The 17,021-nt window shown below is 32.1% G+C and carries 15 protein-coding genes; 9 read left to right on the top strand and 6 right to left on the bottom strand.

The window, feature by feature from the left end:
* Positions 1 to 28: 28 nt before the first annotated feature.
* Both ACOQOS_RS13980 and ACOQOS_RS13985 read left to right on the top strand, forming a co-directional pair.
* Positions 29 to 2,794 (top strand): PD-(D/E)XK nuclease family protein, encoded by a 2,766-nt coding sequence (locus tag ACOQOS_RS13980; protein ID WP_420571083.1) that lies wholly within the window; start codon positions 29 to 31, stop codon positions 2,792 to 2,794.
* A 2-nt stretch (positions 2,795 to 2,796) separates the two neighbouring features.
* The gene (locus ACOQOS_RS13985) at positions 2,797 to 3,654 is read left to right on the top strand and encodes an alpha/beta hydrolase family protein (RefSeq protein ID WP_420571084.1); all 858 of its coding nucleotides are present in this window, start codon (positions 2,797 to 2,799) and stop codon (positions 3,652 to 3,654) included.
* Between the two features lie 100 nt (positions 3,655 to 3,754).
* On the opposite strand, the gene ACOQOS_RS13990 is transcribed toward ACOQOS_RS13985, so the two are convergent.
* The gene (locus ACOQOS_RS13990) at positions 3,755 to 3,928 is read right to left on the bottom strand and encodes a hypothetical protein (RefSeq protein ID WP_420571085.1); all 174 of its coding nucleotides are present in this window, start codon (positions 3,926 to 3,928) and stop codon (positions 3,755 to 3,757) included.
* A gap of 93 nt (positions 3,929 to 4,021) precedes the next feature.
* Positions 4,022 to 4,816 (bottom strand): universal stress protein, encoded by a 795-nt coding sequence (locus ACOQOS_RS13995; RefSeq protein WP_420571086.1) that lies wholly within the window; start codon positions 4,814 to 4,816, stop codon positions 4,022 to 4,024.
* A gap of 169 nt (positions 4,817 to 4,985) precedes the next feature.
* Between ACOQOS_RS13995 and ACOQOS_RS14000 the strand changes: the two genes are divergently transcribed.
* The 6 genes from ACOQOS_RS14000 (at position 4,986) to ACOQOS_RS14025 (ending at position 10,773) form a co-directional block, all read left to right on the top strand.
* Complete coding sequence (locus ACOQOS_RS14000; RefSeq protein ID WP_420571087.1) at positions 4,986 to 5,495, top strand: GNAT family N-acetyltransferase; 510 nt, start codon at positions 4,986 to 4,988, stop codon at positions 5,493 to 5,495.
* Entirely contained in the window at positions 5,492 to 6,823 is a 1,332-nt protein-coding gene (locus ACOQOS_RS14005; protein WP_420571088.1) for an MATE family efflux transporter, read from the top strand. The genes ACOQOS_RS14000 and ACOQOS_RS14005 overlap by 4 nt, the downstream gene beginning before the upstream one ends.
* Before the next feature lie 406 nt (positions 6,824 to 7,229).
* A complete protein-coding gene (locus ACOQOS_RS14010; protein WP_420571089.1) occupies positions 7,230 to 7,997 on the top strand; it encodes an enoyl-CoA hydratase/isomerase family protein in 768 nt (255 codons plus the stop codon).
* Positions 7,998 to 8,257: 260 nt separating this feature from the next.
* On the top strand, positions 8,258 to 9,439 hold the full coding sequence (locus ACOQOS_RS14015) for a hypothetical protein (protein ID WP_420571090.1): 1,182 nt from the start codon (positions 8,258 to 8,260) through the stop codon (positions 9,437 to 9,439).
* A 95-nt stretch (positions 9,440 to 9,534) separates the two neighbouring features.
* The gene (locus tag ACOQOS_RS14020) at positions 9,535 to 9,990 is read left to right on the top strand and encodes a 6-pyruvoyl trahydropterin synthase family protein (protein ID WP_420571091.1); all 456 of its coding nucleotides are present in this window, start codon (positions 9,535 to 9,537) and stop codon (positions 9,988 to 9,990) included.
* A gap of 18 nt (positions 9,991 to 10,008) precedes the next feature.
* Positions 10,009 to 10,773 carry a UDP-2,3-diacylglucosamine diphosphatase gene (locus ACOQOS_RS14025; protein ID WP_420571092.1) on the top strand — a complete coding sequence of 255 codons (765 nt, stop codon included), beginning with the start codon at positions 10,009 to 10,011 and terminating at the stop codon, positions 10,771 to 10,773.
* A gap of 174 nt (positions 10,774 to 10,947) precedes the next feature.
* Here the strand turns inward: ACOQOS_RS14025 and ACOQOS_RS14030 are convergent, their stop codons facing one another.
* The 3 genes from ACOQOS_RS14030 to ACOQOS_RS14040 all read right to left on the bottom strand — a co-directional run bounded on the left by ACOQOS_RS14030 (position 10,948) and on the right by ACOQOS_RS14040 (position 13,745).
* Positions 10,948 to 11,304, bottom strand: coding sequence for a hypothetical protein (locus tag ACOQOS_RS14030; RefSeq protein WP_420571093.1), 357 nt, complete (start codon positions 11,302 to 11,304; stop codon positions 10,948 to 10,950).
* 61 nt (positions 11,305 to 11,365) lie between these two features.
* Positions 11,366 to 12,634: an MFS transporter gene (locus tag ACOQOS_RS14035; RefSeq protein ID WP_420571094.1), complete on the bottom strand. Its 1,269-nt coding sequence runs from the start codon at positions 12,632 to 12,634 to the stop codon at positions 11,366 to 11,368.
* 7 nt (positions 12,635 to 12,641) lie between these two features.
* Positions 12,642 to 13,745, bottom strand: a complete 1,104-nt coding sequence (locus tag ACOQOS_RS14040; RefSeq protein ID WP_420571095.1) for an OmpA family protein — start codon at positions 13,743 to 13,745, stop codon at positions 12,642 to 12,644.
* Between the two features lie 619 nt (positions 13,746 to 14,364).
* On the opposite strand from ACOQOS_RS14040, the gene ACOQOS_RS14045 reads away from it, so the two are divergent.
* Complete coding sequence (locus ACOQOS_RS14045) at positions 14,365 to 15,378, top strand: matrixin family metalloprotease (RefSeq protein ID WP_420571096.1); 1,014 nt, start codon at positions 14,365 to 14,367, stop codon at positions 15,376 to 15,378.
* Between the two features lie 79 nt (positions 15,379 to 15,457).
* Here the strand turns inward: ACOQOS_RS14045 and ACOQOS_RS14050 are convergent, their stop codons facing one another.
* Positions 15,458 to 16,960 carry a hypothetical protein gene (locus ACOQOS_RS14050; RefSeq protein WP_420571097.1) on the bottom strand — a complete coding sequence of 501 codons (1,503 nt, stop codon included), beginning with the start codon at positions 16,958 to 16,960 and terminating at the stop codon, positions 15,458 to 15,460.
* Positions 16,961 to 17,021 lie beyond the last annotated feature (61 nt).

The raw sequence follows: 17,021 nt of genomic DNA on the forward strand, positions 1-17,021 counted from the left end.
TATCGAGGCGTTTTTTTATTTTTACAGCATGAAGTCATTCCTTTCTCATGTTGTTCACTACATTTTAGAAAATAATACCAACATTAGTAACCTTACCTTGGTATTGCCTAGCAAAAGAGCAGGCGTCTTCTTAAAAAACGAACTCTCTCAACAAATCAAACAAACATCTTTTGCTCCCGATATTCTTAGCATAGAAGAATTGGTAGAGCAAATTTCTGGATATACTTCTGTAAGTAATACTGAATTACTTTTTGAGTTTTATACCGTATACAAAGAACTCACACCAAAAGATGCGCAAGAACCTTTTGATAGCTTTTCAAAATGGGCGCAGATATTATTACAAGATTTTAATGAAATTGATCGCTATCTCATTTCACAGAAAGATATTTTCAATTATTTAGGAGCTATTCAAGAAATTAATCACTGGTCTTTAGAAAAAGAACCAACAACTTTAGTGAAAAACTATCTAACTTTCTGGAATAAACTTCAAGAGTATTATGATGCTTTAACTGAAAAAATTACACAAAAAGGAATTGCTTACCAGGGATTGGTATATCGTGAAGCAGTTGATAGCTTAGAATTTTATCTACAAAAAAACGAAAATAAAAAACATTATTTTATTGGGTTCAACGCTTTAAATACTGCCGAAGAAAAAATTATTCAGGAATTTCTAGAAGTAGGGTTGGCAGAAATTTTATGGGATACTGATCAAGTATTTTTTGATGATCCAGAACATGACGCAAGTCTATTTTTACGTCGTCATCGTTACGAATGGAATTATTTTAAAGACAGTTCTTTTTCATGGATTGCTGATAATTTTTCAAGCGAAAAGAATATAGAAATCATTGGTGTTCCCAAAAATGTAACACAAGCAAAACACATTGGCGAAATTCTTCAAGACTTACAACAAAAAGATGAAACCTTGCAAGATGTTGCTGTAGTTTTAGGAGACGAACAACTCTTAATTCCTTGCTTGAACTCATTGCCTTCTGCAGTAGAAAAATTAAATATTACAATGGGATTTCCGTTAAAAGACATTCCATTAGCCACAACATTTAACAACTTATATTTATTACAAGAACATCATAGAAACAATACATTTTACTATAAAAACATAATCAATGTATTGTCGGATACAAACTTGCGACCATTATTTCAGCAAGAAGATAAAAACTTAGCAGCAGATATTATTCAGTACATTCAAACGAATAACATTATTTATGTAAGTACAGAATTGATTGTAGAACGATTTCCAAAAAATTTGCAAGATATTGCCCAAATGCTCTTTACATATTGGAACGATAAACCAAAACTTGCCATTCAAAATTGTGTTACACTCATTCGCCGTTTAAAAACAAAGTTGATTGAAGATCGCGAAAAACACTTGTTAGCATTAGAATATTTATATCGTTTCAATGAAGTATTCAATCAATTACAACACTTAACCAAACAACATAATTACATCACAGATATAAAGTCATTACTCGCTTTATATAAAGAAATTATTAGCACTGAAACACTCGATTTTAAAGGTGAGCCATTACAAGGTTTGCAGTTAATGGGAATGCTAGAAACACGTGTGCTCGATTTTAAAACCGTGATTCTTTCTTCGGTAAATGAAGGAATTTTGCCTTCAGGAAAAAGCAATAATTCGTTTATACCTTTTGATCTTAAAAAACAATTCAATCTACCGACATACAAAGAAAAAGACGCTATTTATACCTATCACTTCTACCGCTTATTACACAGAGCAGAAAATGTATATATATTATACAATACCGAAGCAGACGGATTAAATGGTGGAGAAAAAAGTCGTTTCTTAATGCAATTGCAAACTTATACGATGCCAAATCATACTGTTTCACAGCATGTGGTGATTCCTAAAGTACCAAAAATTGAGCATCAAATGCAAGTTGTACAAAAAGAAACTTCCATGCAAAAGCGTATCAAAGATATTGCTAATAAAGGATTTTCTCCTTCTGCATTGACTTCCTACATTCGGAATCCTATAGATTTTTATTATCAAAAAATTCTCGGCATCAACGAATATGAAGCTGTAGAAGAAACTGTAGCAGCCAACACGCTCGGAACTGTTGTTCACGACACTTTAGAGTTACTTTACAAACCTTTTGAAGGAAAAATAATTACGACAAAAGACATCAAAACCATGTTTGGAGCTGTAGAAAAACTTGTCGTGGAAAACTTCAAAAAAACCTATGGCGAAGGAAATATTCATCGTGGAAAAAACCTCATCATTTTTAATGTTGCCAAACGTTATGTGACCAATTTTTTACAACAAGAATTACAAACGCTAAAAAGTGGAAAAACCTTGCGAATTCTACAAATAGAGCAGACATTACAAGCCAAAGTAGAAATTCCTGAGCTTGATTTTCCAGTATATATTGGCGGAAAAGTAGATCGTGTTGATGAACTCGATGGCGTGATGCGCATTATTGATTACAAAACAGGAAAAGTATCTCAAGGTGATGTAGAAATTGTCGATTGGGATTTGCTTACGCAAGATTACAAATTCAGCAAAAGCTTTCAAGTACTAGCCTATGCCTATATGATTTATCAAAAGCAAGCATTTCAACAAGAAACTGAAGGAGGAATTATTTCGTTTAAAAATTTACAAAGCGGATTTTTAAAATTTGGAACCAAAGATTCAGCGAGAAGTCGCAACAAAAATCAACTCATAACTTCCGAGACTTTAGATGATTTTTTGGTCGAATTAAAACAACTAATTCTTGAAATTTGCAATATGAAAGTTCCATTCACAGAAAAAGAAGTCTAAACATGATTCAGAAGTTCAAAAACAACGTTTTAACGCGAAAAAATGATAAAAACATACTAATTGATTACTTTTTTAAAAAGAACAATCAGCGAAAGCCTATTGTAATTTTTTGTCATGGCTACAAAGGTTTCAAAGATTGGGGCGCTTGGGATTTGGTTGCAGAAGCTTTTGCTAAGGCCGATTGTTTTTTTGTAAAATTTAATTTTTCACATAACGGCGGAACCATGGAACAACCTATTGACTTCCCAGATTTACAAGCATTCGGCGAAAACAACTACACCAGAGAACTAAACGATTTACAATATGTACTAGATTATATTACCAACAATAACTTTGCGTTTTCTGCGGAAGTAAATACACAAAAAATTTCTTTAATTGGTCATTCACGCGGTGGCGGAATAGTAACTATAAAAGCGGCAGAAGCTTCAGAAGTTTCTACTGTAATTTCTTGGGCTGGTGTTTGCGATTATGCATCACGATTCCCAAAAGAAGAAGCTTTCCTAAACTGGAAAAACTCAGGTGTGTATCATGTGATCAATGGAAGAACAAAGCAAGAAATGCCACATTTTTATCAGTTTTTCGAAGATTTTCAAGCAAATGCAGAACGTTTAGACATTCAAAGAGCCACAAAAAAGCTACAAATTCCGCATTTAATCATTCACGGAACTACAGATCCTGCCGTTCCTGTAGAAGAAGCTCAAAAATTACATCAATGGAATCCAAACAGTAAGCTTCATCTTATTGAAAATGCCGATCATGTATTTAGCGCACGTCATCCGTGGAATAAAACAGAATTACCAAAAGATTTGGCAATAGCTGCAAATACAACAATTCAGTTCATTAAAAAGTCAACTACTTAGGAGTAAGCGTCGGAACATTCAAATCTGAATTATCAAGTAAAAACGTAATTACTTAAAATACGGGTACAAAAAAAGCGAACCGAAGTTCGCTTTCATTTCATTATTGTTCTCCTGGCGCATTACATTTTTCATGACATGAATATATAAGTGCAGTATCGCCACTACAATCAGGATTATCTGAGCCTCTTCTCAATTGTCCTTTTACTGTCTCAGTTGTAAAAGCACTAATTACTTTTTTGTTTAAGTGTAAACTTTTAAGCGTTCTTTTTTTCATGATTTAAAAATTTTTGGTTTATACTTAAAAATACAAAAAAAGACATTCAATTAACTTGAATGCCTTTGTAATTATCTTTGTTTGTGCATCTTATTATTCTGTACCTTTCAATACTAGCAAAGGTAAACGGCTTTCAAAATCTACTTTCTTTACAGAATTCTGTTCCCAAAGTTTCTTAAAAAATCCTCTTTTACGTCTAAATACGCAAATCATATCTGGATTGTTTTCGTTTAAATGTTCTAAAACACCTTGAAATAAAGTGGCATTTTCAGAACTCTTATAAGCAGACGTAATCGCTGCCAACTCTGAATGGAATTCTAAATCTTCTTCTAAAAAGTTTGGCGTTTTTACTTGTAGCAAACGCATTTTAGCACCAAAAACTTCTAAAATTGTTTCCAAAGGAGCCAATACTTCTTTGCGCTTTATTACTCCCGATTTAATCGCTGTTAATACTTTCTTGACAGGTTTAAACGCATAACCTTCAGGAACAACCAATACTGAAATATCAGTTTGCTTCACAATACTTCCTGAAGTGTTTCCTAAAAACATTTCTTCTTTAATAGAGTTACTTCTAGGTCCAAGAATGATTAAATCGATACCTAACTCTTTATTGATAGAATTAATACTATCAATCACGTTTCCTTTTGCAGAAATCACAGAAACATCAACATCTTTCAAATCTACACTTTCTACAACTTCTTTCACATTGCTTGCCGTTTCGCGACCTACAATTTCATCAACATTTAAAATTGTTCCTGCTTTAGAAAGCACTTTAAAAGCTCTAAATACAAAGACTTTTGCATTTATTGCTTTTGCAAAATCAATTGCATATTGCAACGTATTTGTTGCGTTTGTAGATTCTCCTATAGGAACTAATATATTTTTCATTTCTTTATTTTTATACATTGAATTTGATCAAATGAAATTCACCAAAACGAACTGTTAGAAAGCGTTTCATTATTTCAAATTTCTGCAAAAATAATCATTTTTTAATTCAAAGGTCGTTTTTCAAAATTTTAAAATATCTTTAAAACGAATAAACCATCCTACAAAAGTTATGAGTTTACACATTCGCAAAGCAACTTCTCAAGACATTGATGCCTTATTACAAATTACCAAAGCATGTGCAAAACATATGATTCAGAAAGGAATTTTTCAATGGAATGAAAACTATCCAAACAGCGCTGCTTTTGCTCATGATATTGCTCGAAACGAACTCTACGTATTACTCGAAAACACTAAAATTGTAGGTTGTATTGTCGTTTCTACCTTAATGGATGAAGAATATAAAACGGTTCAATGGCTTACGCCAGATGATACAAATATATACATTCATCGCTTGGCAATTCACCCAGAAACACAAGGAAAAGGATATGCACAATTTTTAATGCAATTTGCAGAAAACTACGCAATAGAAAATAGTTATAGCTCTATAAGATTAGACACGTTTAGTAAGAACACTAGAAACCAAAAGTTTTACGAACTTCGCGGTTACAAACGCCTAGAGAATATATACTTTCCCAAACAAAGTGTATATCCATTTTACTGTTACGAAAAAATCCTTTGAAAACAAAAGTTACCACATCACTTGTCAATAAACTAGCCATTCCAGCACTCATTGCCGGAATAGCCGAACCACTATTATCAATTACAGATACCGCAGTTGTTGGAAATGTAAAAATTGATGCTACCGAAGCATTGGCTGCTGTAGGAATTGCAGGTGCATTTATTTCGATGCTGGTTTGGGTTTTTGGACAAACTAGAAGCGCAATTTCCGCATTGGTTTCACAATACTTAGGCGCTAACAAACTCGATGAAATCAAAACGTTGCCAGCGCAAGCTATCGGAATCATTTTAGCAATCAGTTTTGTATTAATTTTAGTTACCTATCCATTTGCCGAATATATCTTAAGCGTTTACAATGCTAAAGACATCATATTAGAATACAGTAGTTCGTATTATCGAATTCGAATTTTTGGCTTGCCATTTACATTACTCACATTTGCCATCTTCGGAATTTTTAGAGGCTTGCAAAACACCTTTATTCCTATGGTTATTGCGATTATTGGTGCATTGCTCAATGTTGCTTTAGATTTTGCTTTGGTATATGGAATTGAAGGAATCATTCCTGCCATGCATGTTGAGGGTGCTGCATATGCTAGTTTAATCTCACAACTATTCATGGCATTGCTTTCTGTTATCTTTTTATTGAAAAAAACACAAATTCCGCTACGCATACAATTACCACTTCACAAAGAATTACCCAAAATGGCAATGATGATTCTAAACTTAGTAATACGAACCATTGCCCTAAATGTAGCTTTATACTTCGGAACATCATTTGCCGCTGCATACGGAGCTGAATATAGTGCTGCGTATACCGTTTTACTAAATATTTGGCTATTTGGAGCATTCATGATAGATGGATATTCTAGTGCAGGAAACATCTTAGCCGGAAAGCTCTATGGTGAAGAAAACTATGAAGAATTGGTAAAACTCAGTAGCCGACTCATCAAATATGCCATTATTGTTGGCGTTTTCATGTGTATTGTTGGCGGAATCTTATACCAACCTATCGGGCAAATTTTCACAAAAGAACAAGCGGTTTTACATGAATTCTATGCTGTTTTTTGGATAATTCTTGCAATGCAACCTATTTGTGCTATTGCTTTTATCTTTGATGGAATGTTTAAAGGATTAGGAAAAATGGCAACACTTAGAAACATATTACTCGTTTCTACTTTTGCCGTATTTGTACCCACTATTTTTATTTTAGATCAGTTCGACTTAAAACTTTATGCTGTTTGGATTGCCTTTACACTATGGATTTCTGCTCGCGGTTTCCCACTGATTTACTTATTCAGAAAAGAATTTGTTCCGAAAATTAAACAATAGGTTTCTTTTTTTATGTTAGATGCTGAATGGTAAGTTTTAAATTATTGCGCGCTCTTTTTATCACGAATTTCCACATACATTTTCAAAATTACTCTATTAAACTAATCGTCTGATCGAGTGATTTTTCGAAGAGAAACGGAGAAAAACTGTATCGAGATCTTCTCTAGAACATTCATAGATTTCTAGCTTAGCAAAAATGATATTTGAAAAAGTCCTGATTCTTGACTCTTTTCTCGGTTTGTCATTCCGCATTTATTACAGAATCTACTTTGAAATAATTTCGATTCTTATCTTTTTACACTAAATATGAAATACTGAGTCATTCTTGAAAATATCTCAATACTAATATCTGAATTCTCACTACTAAAAATATCTTTCTATTTTTGCAATACAAAATCATTAAATCATGACTACGACACGCAGTAACGGAAGTTTATACACCAACATTCAAAATAATATTGCAACGCTAGAATTTGGACATCCTGCAAGCAATTCATTTCCAGGCGAATTGTTAGATCGTTTAACCAACGAATTGAATAAACTAGCTCAAAACGATGCTGTACATATCATTATTTTAAAAAGTGAAGGCAATCGTGCTTTTTGTGCTGGTGCTTCCTTTGATGAATTGGTCGCTATTGACAATTTAGAAGACGGAAAAACCTTCTTTAGTGGTTTTGCTAATGTAATTAATGCGATGCGAACCTGTGGAAAATTGATTATTGGTCGCGTACAAGGAAAAGCTGTTGGTGGTGGCGTTGGACTGATTTCTGCTTGTGATTATGTCTTCGCAACAGAAGCTGCATCTATAAAACTCTCAGAATTAACCATTGGAATTGGTCCATTTGTAATTGCTCCTGCAGTTCAAAACCGAATTGGAAAAGCAGGATTTTCAGAGTTAAGTTTAGCTCCAAGCGAATGGAAAACTGCTTATTGGGCAAAAGAAAAAGGGCTGTTTGCCAAAGTCTTTGAAACGCAGACAGAACTAGACAAAGAAGTAGAATTATTTGCACAAAAACTCGCTTCTTACAATCCGGATGCGTTGGCTGGTATGAAAAAAATATTATGGGAAGATACAGATCATTGGGATCAACTTTTAGCCGAACGTGCAGAACTCTCTGGAACTTTAGTCTTATCTGACTTTACAAAAAATGCATTGGCGAAATTTAAAAAGTAGATTTTTAGAGACGCTTTGCGCTTAGATCGCTAACGCTTATAGATCGGCTTCGCCTATTAGATCGCTTTGCTTTTAGACTTTCACTTTATGTTATTAGATATGTTGGATACGTCTTTGCGAGAAAGTATGACGTGGCAACCTATTTCTTTACAATTTTTCATACGAACATTGAACGTAGTTGAAATGTGATGCAGCTTTCATAATTTTTACATAAACAAGGCACAAAATTTGATGCTTTTATGGAAGTCAAACCTATTCCAATGAAAAAAATCATCTTAAGTTTCACCATAATTATTCTATTATTTTCATGTTCAAAAAAAGAACAGTATTATGGAACTTGGACTCTAGGAAATAATTATGCAGATACGCCATATTGTATAAAAATAGATTCAAATAGTATTAGCATCAGTAATGATGAAACTCTATGGAATACATATCCAGTTTCTATTAAAAATAACAGTCTTACCTTTTTAAATCACACATTTAAAACTTCAATATCCGAAGATTCTCTGATGTTTGATAATATAACATATAAAAAATATACAAAGAATCCTTTAATAAATATTAAGCTTCCTAAACTCGAAAACTTTAATTCTTACACACCAAATCCAGAAACAGAATTGATCTATATAAAATTCGGAAAAGTTCCTAAATCAAACGAATTTAAACTTCAATTAAATGATAGATATGCTAAACCAGAAGAGCTTATTGATTTTTTCTTTTCTCATTATAATGAAATATCACATCATGGATTGAAAAGAATTATGTTAATCTGCGATAGTAATTCAAAAATGGGGGATTTGGAGCCTTTATTTCATGAAATGATTAAAATAAATGCCATTGTTTTTTATCCTGTTAATGACATTAAGTTTAGTGTTAGTAACAATAAAATTGTACACAAATACAAGCTTAGCAGACATATAATTACACCTATTCATAATATGACAGTTGAAAAACAAGTAGGAGAAAATATTGTTTTAACAAATCATACCTACATATATAACGATAACTTTTTAAAACAGTTTAAACTAAAAAAAATATCTTGTTTATTTCTTATTAATAATGAATTTTACATCGGAAAGAAAAAATATGATTCAAAAATCTTTGCAAAAAAAGTACATTCACTCATAACTAATAATACTCAATTAATTACAATGTTTGATTCAAACTCTAATTTCAAAGATTACATCCAATTCAATGAAATAATCAAAAATTCATATCATCAGGAATATAGTTTTATCTCAAAACAAAAATACAATACAGTACACAAGCAATTGAATAAAGAACAAAAAGCTATTGTGAGAGAAACTCTTCCATACAGAAATATTGAAAACCTATCCATTCCATATTTTCTATCTCTTGAAGAATCTTGTGGAGATAATGCTGACTTTCTGTTTAAAAACGTAAAAGAACAAATTCCTGAAGTTTATTTTGAAAAGTAACCACATCAAAAACAAAACACCTAAACGCTAAAAGCAACTTTAGCAAACAACCAATCCAATAAAAAACTATCTTTGCGCATTAATTGAGAATGAAAATGAGCAAAATTCGCATTACAAAGCAATTTAATTTTGAAACTGGTCATGCTTTATACGGCTATGACGGGAAATGTAAAAACGTACACGGACACAGTTATAAACTTTCTGTAACCGTGATTGGAACGCCTATTACAGACAATAACAATGTAAAATGGGGAATGGTAATTGACTTTAGCGATCTGAAAAAAATCGTAAAAGAAGAAGTTGTTGATGTATTTGACCACGCAATTGTTTTTAATAAAAATACGCCACATATCAACTTGGCAACGAATATGCGTGAAGAAGGTCACAATGTGATTTTGGCAGATTATCAGCCAACAAGTGAAAACATGGTGATCGATTTTGCTGCAAAAATCAAAAAAAGACTTCCAAAAGAAATCCAATTATTTTCATTACGCTTGCAAGAAACCGATTCGTCATGCGCAGAATGGTTTGCCAGTGATAACGAACACTAGAATTACTATATTTACAACATGAACATTCCCGAAGGAAAAAAAATATACTTCTCTTCAGACAATCATTTAGGCGCGCCAACAGCAGAAGCCAGTCTTCCTAGAGAGAAGAAATTTGTAGCTTGGCTCAACGAAATTGAGCATGACGCAGCAGCAATTTTTCTTTTAGGGGATTTGTTCGATTTTTGGTTTGAATATAAAACCGTTGTTCCCAAAGGATTTGTGCGTACGCTAGGAAAATTGGCAGAATTGCGCGACAAAGGTATTCCTATTTATTTCTTTGTGGGGAATCATGATTTATGGATGAATGACTATTTTGAGAAAGAACTCAACATTCCTGTATATCACAAACCTAAAGAATTTACTTTTAATAAAACCACTTTTTTTATTGGTCACGGAGATGGATTAGGTCCTGGAGACAAAGGTTATAAACGCATGAAAAAAGTGTTTACTAACAAAGTATTTCAGTGGTTTTTTCGCTGGTTGCATCCTGATATTGGAGTGCGAATTGCACAATATTTATCTGTAAAAAACAAATTGATTTCTGGTGATGATGATGCAAAATTTTTAGGAGAAGATAACGAGTGGTTGGTACAATATGCTAAACGTAAATTAGAAACCAAACACTACGATTATTTTGTCTTTGGACATCGTCATTTACCTATGGAAATTGATCTTAACGAAAAAAGTCGTTACACAAACTTAGGCGATTGGATTCAGTATTACACATACGGAGAATTTGACGGAAAAACACTTTCTTTGAAGAAATATGAATTAGATTCTTAGACTTTTAGCTGTTAGATTTTAGGTATCTTGTATATGTCTAATTAAATTTATTGAATAAATTCTAATGAAGCGTCTTTGCGAGCGTTTTGAAAAAACATGTGGCAATCTGTTTCTTGAGTTACAGATTACTTCGGCACTCTTCCTTGTAATGACGTATCAAAAAAGTCTGGCGCGCTAGTTACTACAAATATCTTTTAAATAACCATCTAGTTTTATTTGAAACAATGTTCCTTCCATCAAATCAGAAATAGATCGCAATTCCTTTTCAGAAACTGCTAAATCTACCGTAGAAGCTGGTGTTTTTAATAAAATAGAACGACAATTTTTTTGCGCTTTACAATCTTTACAACAATCACGAGCAGCAGCTTGTTTCACAAACTTAGCAAAGTTTTCTATCTGTGAAAGCGTCAAATAAAAACCTGTATCTCTAAAAATGACTTGAAATTTATCATGCCTATTTTTAGCCAAATCTTGCTTCCATTGAAAAGCAATTCCAATGTCATTGTGATAAATACGTCGTATATCGCTCATGATTTTTCCATTTGAAGGATCAAATATACAATTATTTATAATTAGTCTAAATAAATTAATGTTAAGATTCTTCTTGGTGCTTTTCGATATCTTCGGTTAAATCTAATTTTCTGAATGTTGGAGAGATTAATCCTGTTGTTACAACTGTAATTAACGTCATCGTTCCACCAAAAACGACTGCAGTAACGGTTCCCATTAGTTTTGCTGTTAAACCACTTTCAAACGCTCCTAATTCATTAGAAGAACCTACAAACATAGAGTTTACAGAAGCTACACGTCCGCGCATTTCATCAGGTGTTTTTAGCTGTAATATGGTTTGGCGAATGACCATAGAAACACCATCAAAAACACCACTAAAGAATAATGCCAACAGCGAAACCCAAAATATAGTAGACCATCCAAAGACAATGATACAAAGTCCAAATCCAAAGATTGCTGCCAACAATTTGAGTCCAGCATTTTTACTAATTGGAATATATGCCGTAATCAACATTGTTAATACGGCTCCAACTGCTGGCGCTGCACGTAACATTCCGAATCCTTCTGGACCAACTTTTAAAATATCTTGCGCAAATACCGGTAATAACGCTACTGCTCCACCAAATAATACCGCAATCATATCTAAGGTTAAAGCTCCTAAAACCGCTTTTTCATTGAACACAAATTTGATTCCTTCGCCTAAACTTTTCCAAACATTTTCGCCAATTTTTGGATTCAATATTGGTTTTTTCGGGATAAAGAAAAGAATCATAAATGCCAAAACAACCAATGCAAAAATGATGCATAATGACCAATGAACGCCAATCCAATTAATGGTAAATCCTGCAAAAGCTGGTCCTAAAATAGTGGCCGTTTGCCAAGTAGAACTACTCCAAGTAGCTGCATTTGGATATATTTTTTTTGGAACAATTAAGGCAACTAATGAGAAGATGGTTGGACCAAAAAATGAACGTAAAAAACCACCAAAAAATACCAAAGCATAAATGCTATACAGTACAGAATTTTGAGACCATTCAGCAGTAACCTCAGGTGATGTTAATAGAAATAAGCCAAAACTAATTAAGGAGAAAAAGGCAATACAAATTGCTAATAGATTTCGTTTTTCACGTTGATCTACAATATGTCCTGCAAATAACGCCATAGAAACTGCTGGAATTACTTCCATCAAGCCAATTAAACCAAGTGACCAAGGATCTTTGGTAATGGAATATACTTCCCATTCAATCACAATAAATTGCATAGACCATGCAAAAACTAAAAAAAATCGAACCAATAAAAAGATGTTGAATTCTTTGAATCGTAAAGCTGCGTAAGGATCTTGTTTTTGCATGAATTAATTAGTCAGAATTCAATTTAAATGCTACACGTCTGTTTTTCTTTCGTTGTGCTTCTGTATCATTAGGAACTAGCGGTTTGCTACTTCCAAAGCCAAACCATTTAATTCTAGATACATTTAGTCCTTTATCAATTAAATATGATGAAACTGCTTTAGCACGCTGTAAAGATAATTCTTTATTTCGTCTTGCCGTACCAATATTGTCAGTATGTCCATAGATTTCAATTGTGAGTAATGGTCGTTTTTTCAAATATGCGTACAGTTCATCAAGCTCATTCACAGAAGTTTCAACCAAAATAGCTTTGTCAAATTCAAAAAGTACATTTTTAAAAACATATACCTCATCTTCTTTGATAGGTTTTTCAACTGTTTCAATTTCTTCCTCTTTGTCTTCTTGAATGATTTCTTCTTCTAAAGGAAAAACAGAAATATCATCAATATAATAATAGGCAAATTCGTATTCTTGCGCACGCTGCATTTTTATCAAATTGGTTTTTCGGTTAGAGTTAAAATTTCCGATCGTAAAATATTTTTCAAATCCTGATGCTGTATAAGTAAATGATATTTGAGTCCAACTATGTTTATCTCGGTAAAAGCGTTCACGATCAATTTCTACTTTTACAAACTTTTTGTCAGTTGCTTTTTTAGGTTTGATTTGTTTTTCACAATGCTTCACATGAACACACTTTTTGAGTTTTTCTTCCGTAAATAAAATATCTATATCAGTCGTAGCTTTTGTAGATAATTCAGCCAAACTCACATAAAACGTAACCGTATATTCTTTTCCTTTTTCGAGTATTGTTTTGAGTGTTCCTTGCACATATTCTCTGTAATTTCTGTCTGTATACACATAAATACCTGTAAGCGCAGTGCCTGATCTTGGTTTCTGATATCCGTTGTAATGATTGTAGCTTTTTTGAGTTTTATAATTAAAATAATCTGTAGTACTAATATTTGGCGTGCTCCAATTGATAATAGTATTGTTGAGTTGTCCTGTTGTTCGTTCACAGTGCAAACAGTCTTCAAAACTTGGATTTAGAACTAAATTCTGAGAAAAAAGAGCTGTGGTTATAAAAAATATAAAAAGTTGGAAGGTTGTTTTCATTTCAACTAAACGCTTTTAAAACCAACTTAGTATTTTACTATTTGGTAATTTTAATTATGTCAACGTTCAAAATATTTTGGACTTTGATCACAAGAAAACAAAGCATTTCTTATAAATTTCATTTAGCATTTTATCTCACACAAACACCTGTTTTTAAGTTGTTTATATTTCTACTAAAATCAAAGGCCAAAATATTTTACTGAAATTTAAAAGCTGAATTTTATTTTCTCACTCGATACTTGCCTCCTATTTTTACTAAGACATCTAAAAAAAAGTTTTATACTAAAACTGAAGATAACACAACTTGCTCTTCATTGATTTTTAGAGATCGGTTAATTGTTTGAATAAGGTTGTTTCTTTGGTGTAGAAACAACCTTATCTATTTGTAAGCCACTCTTTTTTCATCGATCTCTTTATAAATTTTAACAAAAAAAGTGATTTTCAATAAACTTTACTCATCATTTTATTTTTCATAAACATTTAATTGTCAGTTATTTATGATTTTTAATTTTATATATAAAAAAACATTTCACTAAAATTTATAAGCTATAATTTATTTTTTTTACACAATACTTGCCTCTTACTTTTATCGTCACAATAACATAATTTAAAGATAAAGATGAAAACAAAATCAGTAGTATTAGCCTTAGCGGTTGCGTTGTTTTTTAGCTGTCAAAAAGATGCTGACGCAGAACTAAACGAAACAAGTATTGATGCAAAAAACAAATTTGCCTTAAAATTTGATGTCCCTAATGATGGAAGTGTTGCAAAAGCAGTACAATCAAAATTAAATTCACTTTCTAAAAAAGGGAATAAAGGTGAAATTAGAGTAAAAAGTAATCAGTTAGCGGCAATTAACTCAAAATTGAGAAAGCAAAATATTGCTATTGCTTCTATTCAAGGAATGAACTATGGAATTCCTAGTGTAGAACTGATTGATGAGCAATTTGTTTTGACATTGGATCGCCATTGGGTACAAAATGATCCTAGAAATGGTGGCGATAATGTAGTAACTTACAATAGCTTTACATTTGCAAACTTTGCTAATGGTTCTATTCCTACTGATGCTATTTCTGACGATGCATTTGCAAGATGGCAAGGTTTAGATTGTGGAAACATCAATATTGCTAGAGTTCCAAATAATGGTGTGTTTAATAGTACTATTTTATTCCTTAATGGCGAAAATGGAATACCAGTAAGTGATATTAACACCGTTGGGTGGCTTCCAGGATTTGTATTTGACACTCTTGACGGATTTTCCAGCACACGAACACTTGCAGTAGCAATAAACTTTATATGGTTAGACGGTGACGGAAATCCTACAGACATTGACGGTGATGGAAAATTAGATTCTGCATACACCGAAATTTGGTATAATAATAATTTCAATTGGGCGGTAAACCCTACTAATAACAATGCTATAGATTTAGCATCTGTTATTACTCACGAACAAGGACATTCTCTTGGCTTAGGTCATTTTGGAGCATTATATGAATTTTCTGATGGTAATGGAAATAGTGATTTTGAATATTTCCCAAAAGCTGTGATGAATGCTATATATATTGAGCCAAATAGTAACATTGACTTTACAGATGAAGCTGGATATTGCTCCAACTATTTAGATTGGTTTTAAGCCAAACTAATTATACTAGTTAATTAATAGTTTAGTTGAAAAAAGGCTGCTTCTTTTACAGAAGCAGCTTTTTCTACTTCTATACTACTTCCATTTCTAGCATCTCAATTTTAGCAGTTATCCAATCTAAGATTCTAATTTTTTTATCAATAATATTATCGGAAGTATGTTGCAATTGAACTTTTATATCGTGTTGAAGTTCTTTTAGAATGTCTAAGCGTTCTAAATCGGATGCGTAAGGTTTCATCTTATATATTCCTTTTAGGAAAAGCTCCTCTAGTTTGAATAATCTTCCTCTATTTTTTAAAAAATATTTACTCGTGCGAATTAAATGTGGAATAAATCTATAGTTTTCCAATTCAAAATTGACCATGATGCGCAAAAGGTTTCCACAAGACATGAACAAAGAAGTTGGATTGGTTTTTTCTTCAGCAATTTCTACACAAAACTTATTAGCTTCTTTATAATTTCCGGCTATAAAATGCATGCGTGCCATGCCTAATAATATTTCTAACTTTAAATTAGGACGTAAGCTGTTTTCAAATAAGATATAATTATTTTCAATACTATTTTTTTCTATTAAAAAAGCTTCATAATCTTTTTTAAGCCACAAATAATTTAGCTTTAAACTATACATTAACTGGTATGTTATAGAATCGGTAAGCACATCTACTTTTCCAAAGTTTGTTTCTGCCAATGCTTGCATTTTTGGAAACATTTCCTCAAAGGGTTTTACTTCCAAATTATTTAAACTTGAGTCTAAATAATTATTGATGGCTCGCAATTGGTGTAGATAATCATTTCTATGTTCTGAAGGATTAGCACTTAAGTAATTAAATGCTTTTAAAGAATATTCTTTGCAAGCTTCATAATTATTATCGCCCATATATACCAATGATTTTATTCGGTAATAATAATACACAGATAATACAGAGCGCGCTTTAGACTTATCTTTGAGTAAATCATTATCAAGATGTTTTAGTATAATACCTCTATTTTCAACACGTGTATCTAAAAATCCATAATGAAGAAATAGCACTTCGTCTGATAATAATCGATACGCATTTAAGTTTTCTAAAAGTTCTTGATATTCTTTCAGTTCTATAGCTGCATCTTGTAGCGTAATTTTATTTTTTGTGTGTTCAAACAATCGATACTCTATTGCCTTACTTTGCACCATGGTGCACGTATTAAAATCGCACTTTTCTGCGGCGATTTCTTTGATATTTTTAAGCTTTCGATTGGCTTTGATAAATAAACCTCTTTTGAGCAAAATATCAAATTCAATAAGTTTGTGCTGCAATGCCAATTCAGAATAAATATTATAATGGCTTTTGAGGAAATTAATAATACCTTGAAAGAGCTTATGTTTTAAAAAATTATACTTTTTAACGTCTAAACTATATTTCTTTTGAAACTTTTCAATAGCAGTTTTTTTCTCCCAAAAAACATGTAACAAATCTAGTTTGATGCGATCACTTTTTTTAGAGGAAGTTTGTAATTTTTTCTTGAAAGATTTATACTCTGAGCTTGCTAATGAGTTTACGAGTAATTGCAGATCGTTTTCTTCAGCTTTGGACATACATTAAGAATTTTAAGGCTTGCCCAATTTAACACTTTTTTAACAAAAAAACATCATGTAA

This window comes from Kordia sp., assembly GCF_965224175.1.
Taxonomy (GTDB): Bacteria; Bacteroidota; Bacteroidia; order Flavobacteriales; family Flavobacteriaceae; genus Kordia.

Bases quoted from the DNA above. Each gene is read 5' to 3' on its own strand.
- ACOQOS_RS14025 (WP_420571092.1), top strand. From the start codon at position 10,009: ATGAACATTCCCGAAGGAAAAAAAATATACTTCTCTTCAGACAATCAT.
- ACOQOS_RS14020 (WP_420571091.1), top strand. From the start codon at position 9,535: ATGAGCAAAATTCGCATTACAAAGCAATTTAATTTTGAAACTGGTCAT.
- ACOQOS_RS14040 (WP_420571095.1), bottom strand. From the start codon at position 13,745: ATGAAAACAACCTTCCAACTTTTTATATTTTTTATAACCACAGCTCTT.
- ACOQOS_RS14035 (WP_420571094.1), bottom strand. From the start codon at position 12,634: ATGCAAAAACAAGATCCTTACGCAGCTTTACGATTCAAAGAATTCAAC.
- ACOQOS_RS14015 (WP_420571090.1), top strand. From the start codon at position 8,258: ATGAAAAAAATCATCTTAAGTTTCACCATAATTATTCTATTATTTTCA.
- ACOQOS_RS13990 (WP_420571085.1), bottom strand. From the start codon at position 3,928: ATGAAAAAAAGAACGCTTAAAAGTTTACACTTAAACAAAAAAGTAATT.
- ACOQOS_RS13980 (WP_420571083.1), top strand. From the start codon at position 29: ATGAAGTCATTCCTTTCTCATGTTGTTCACTACATTTTAGAAAATAAT.
- ACOQOS_RS14030 (WP_420571093.1), bottom strand. From the start codon at position 11,304: ATGAGCGATATACGACGTATTTATCACAATGACATTGGAATTGCTTTT.
- ACOQOS_RS13995 (WP_420571086.1), bottom strand. From the start codon at position 4,816: ATGAAAAATATATTAGTTCCTATAGGAGAATCTACAAACGCAACAAAT.
- ACOQOS_RS13985 (WP_420571084.1), top strand. From the start codon at position 2,797: ATGATTCAGAAGTTCAAAAACAACGTTTTAACGCGAAAAAATGATAAA.
- ACOQOS_RS14045 (WP_420571096.1), top strand. From the start codon at position 14,365: ATGAAAACAAAATCAGTAGTATTAGCCTTAGCGGTTGCGTTGTTTTTT.
- ACOQOS_RS14010 (WP_420571089.1), top strand. From the start codon at position 7,230: ATGACTACGACACGCAGTAACGGAAGTTTATACACCAACATTCAAAAT.
- ACOQOS_RS14050 (WP_420571097.1), bottom strand. From the start codon at position 16,960: ATGTCCAAAGCTGAAGAAAACGATCTGCAATTACTCGTAAACTCATTA.
- ACOQOS_RS14000 (WP_420571087.1), top strand. From the start codon at position 4,986: ATGAGTTTACACATTCGCAAAGCAACTTCTCAAGACATTGATGCCTTA.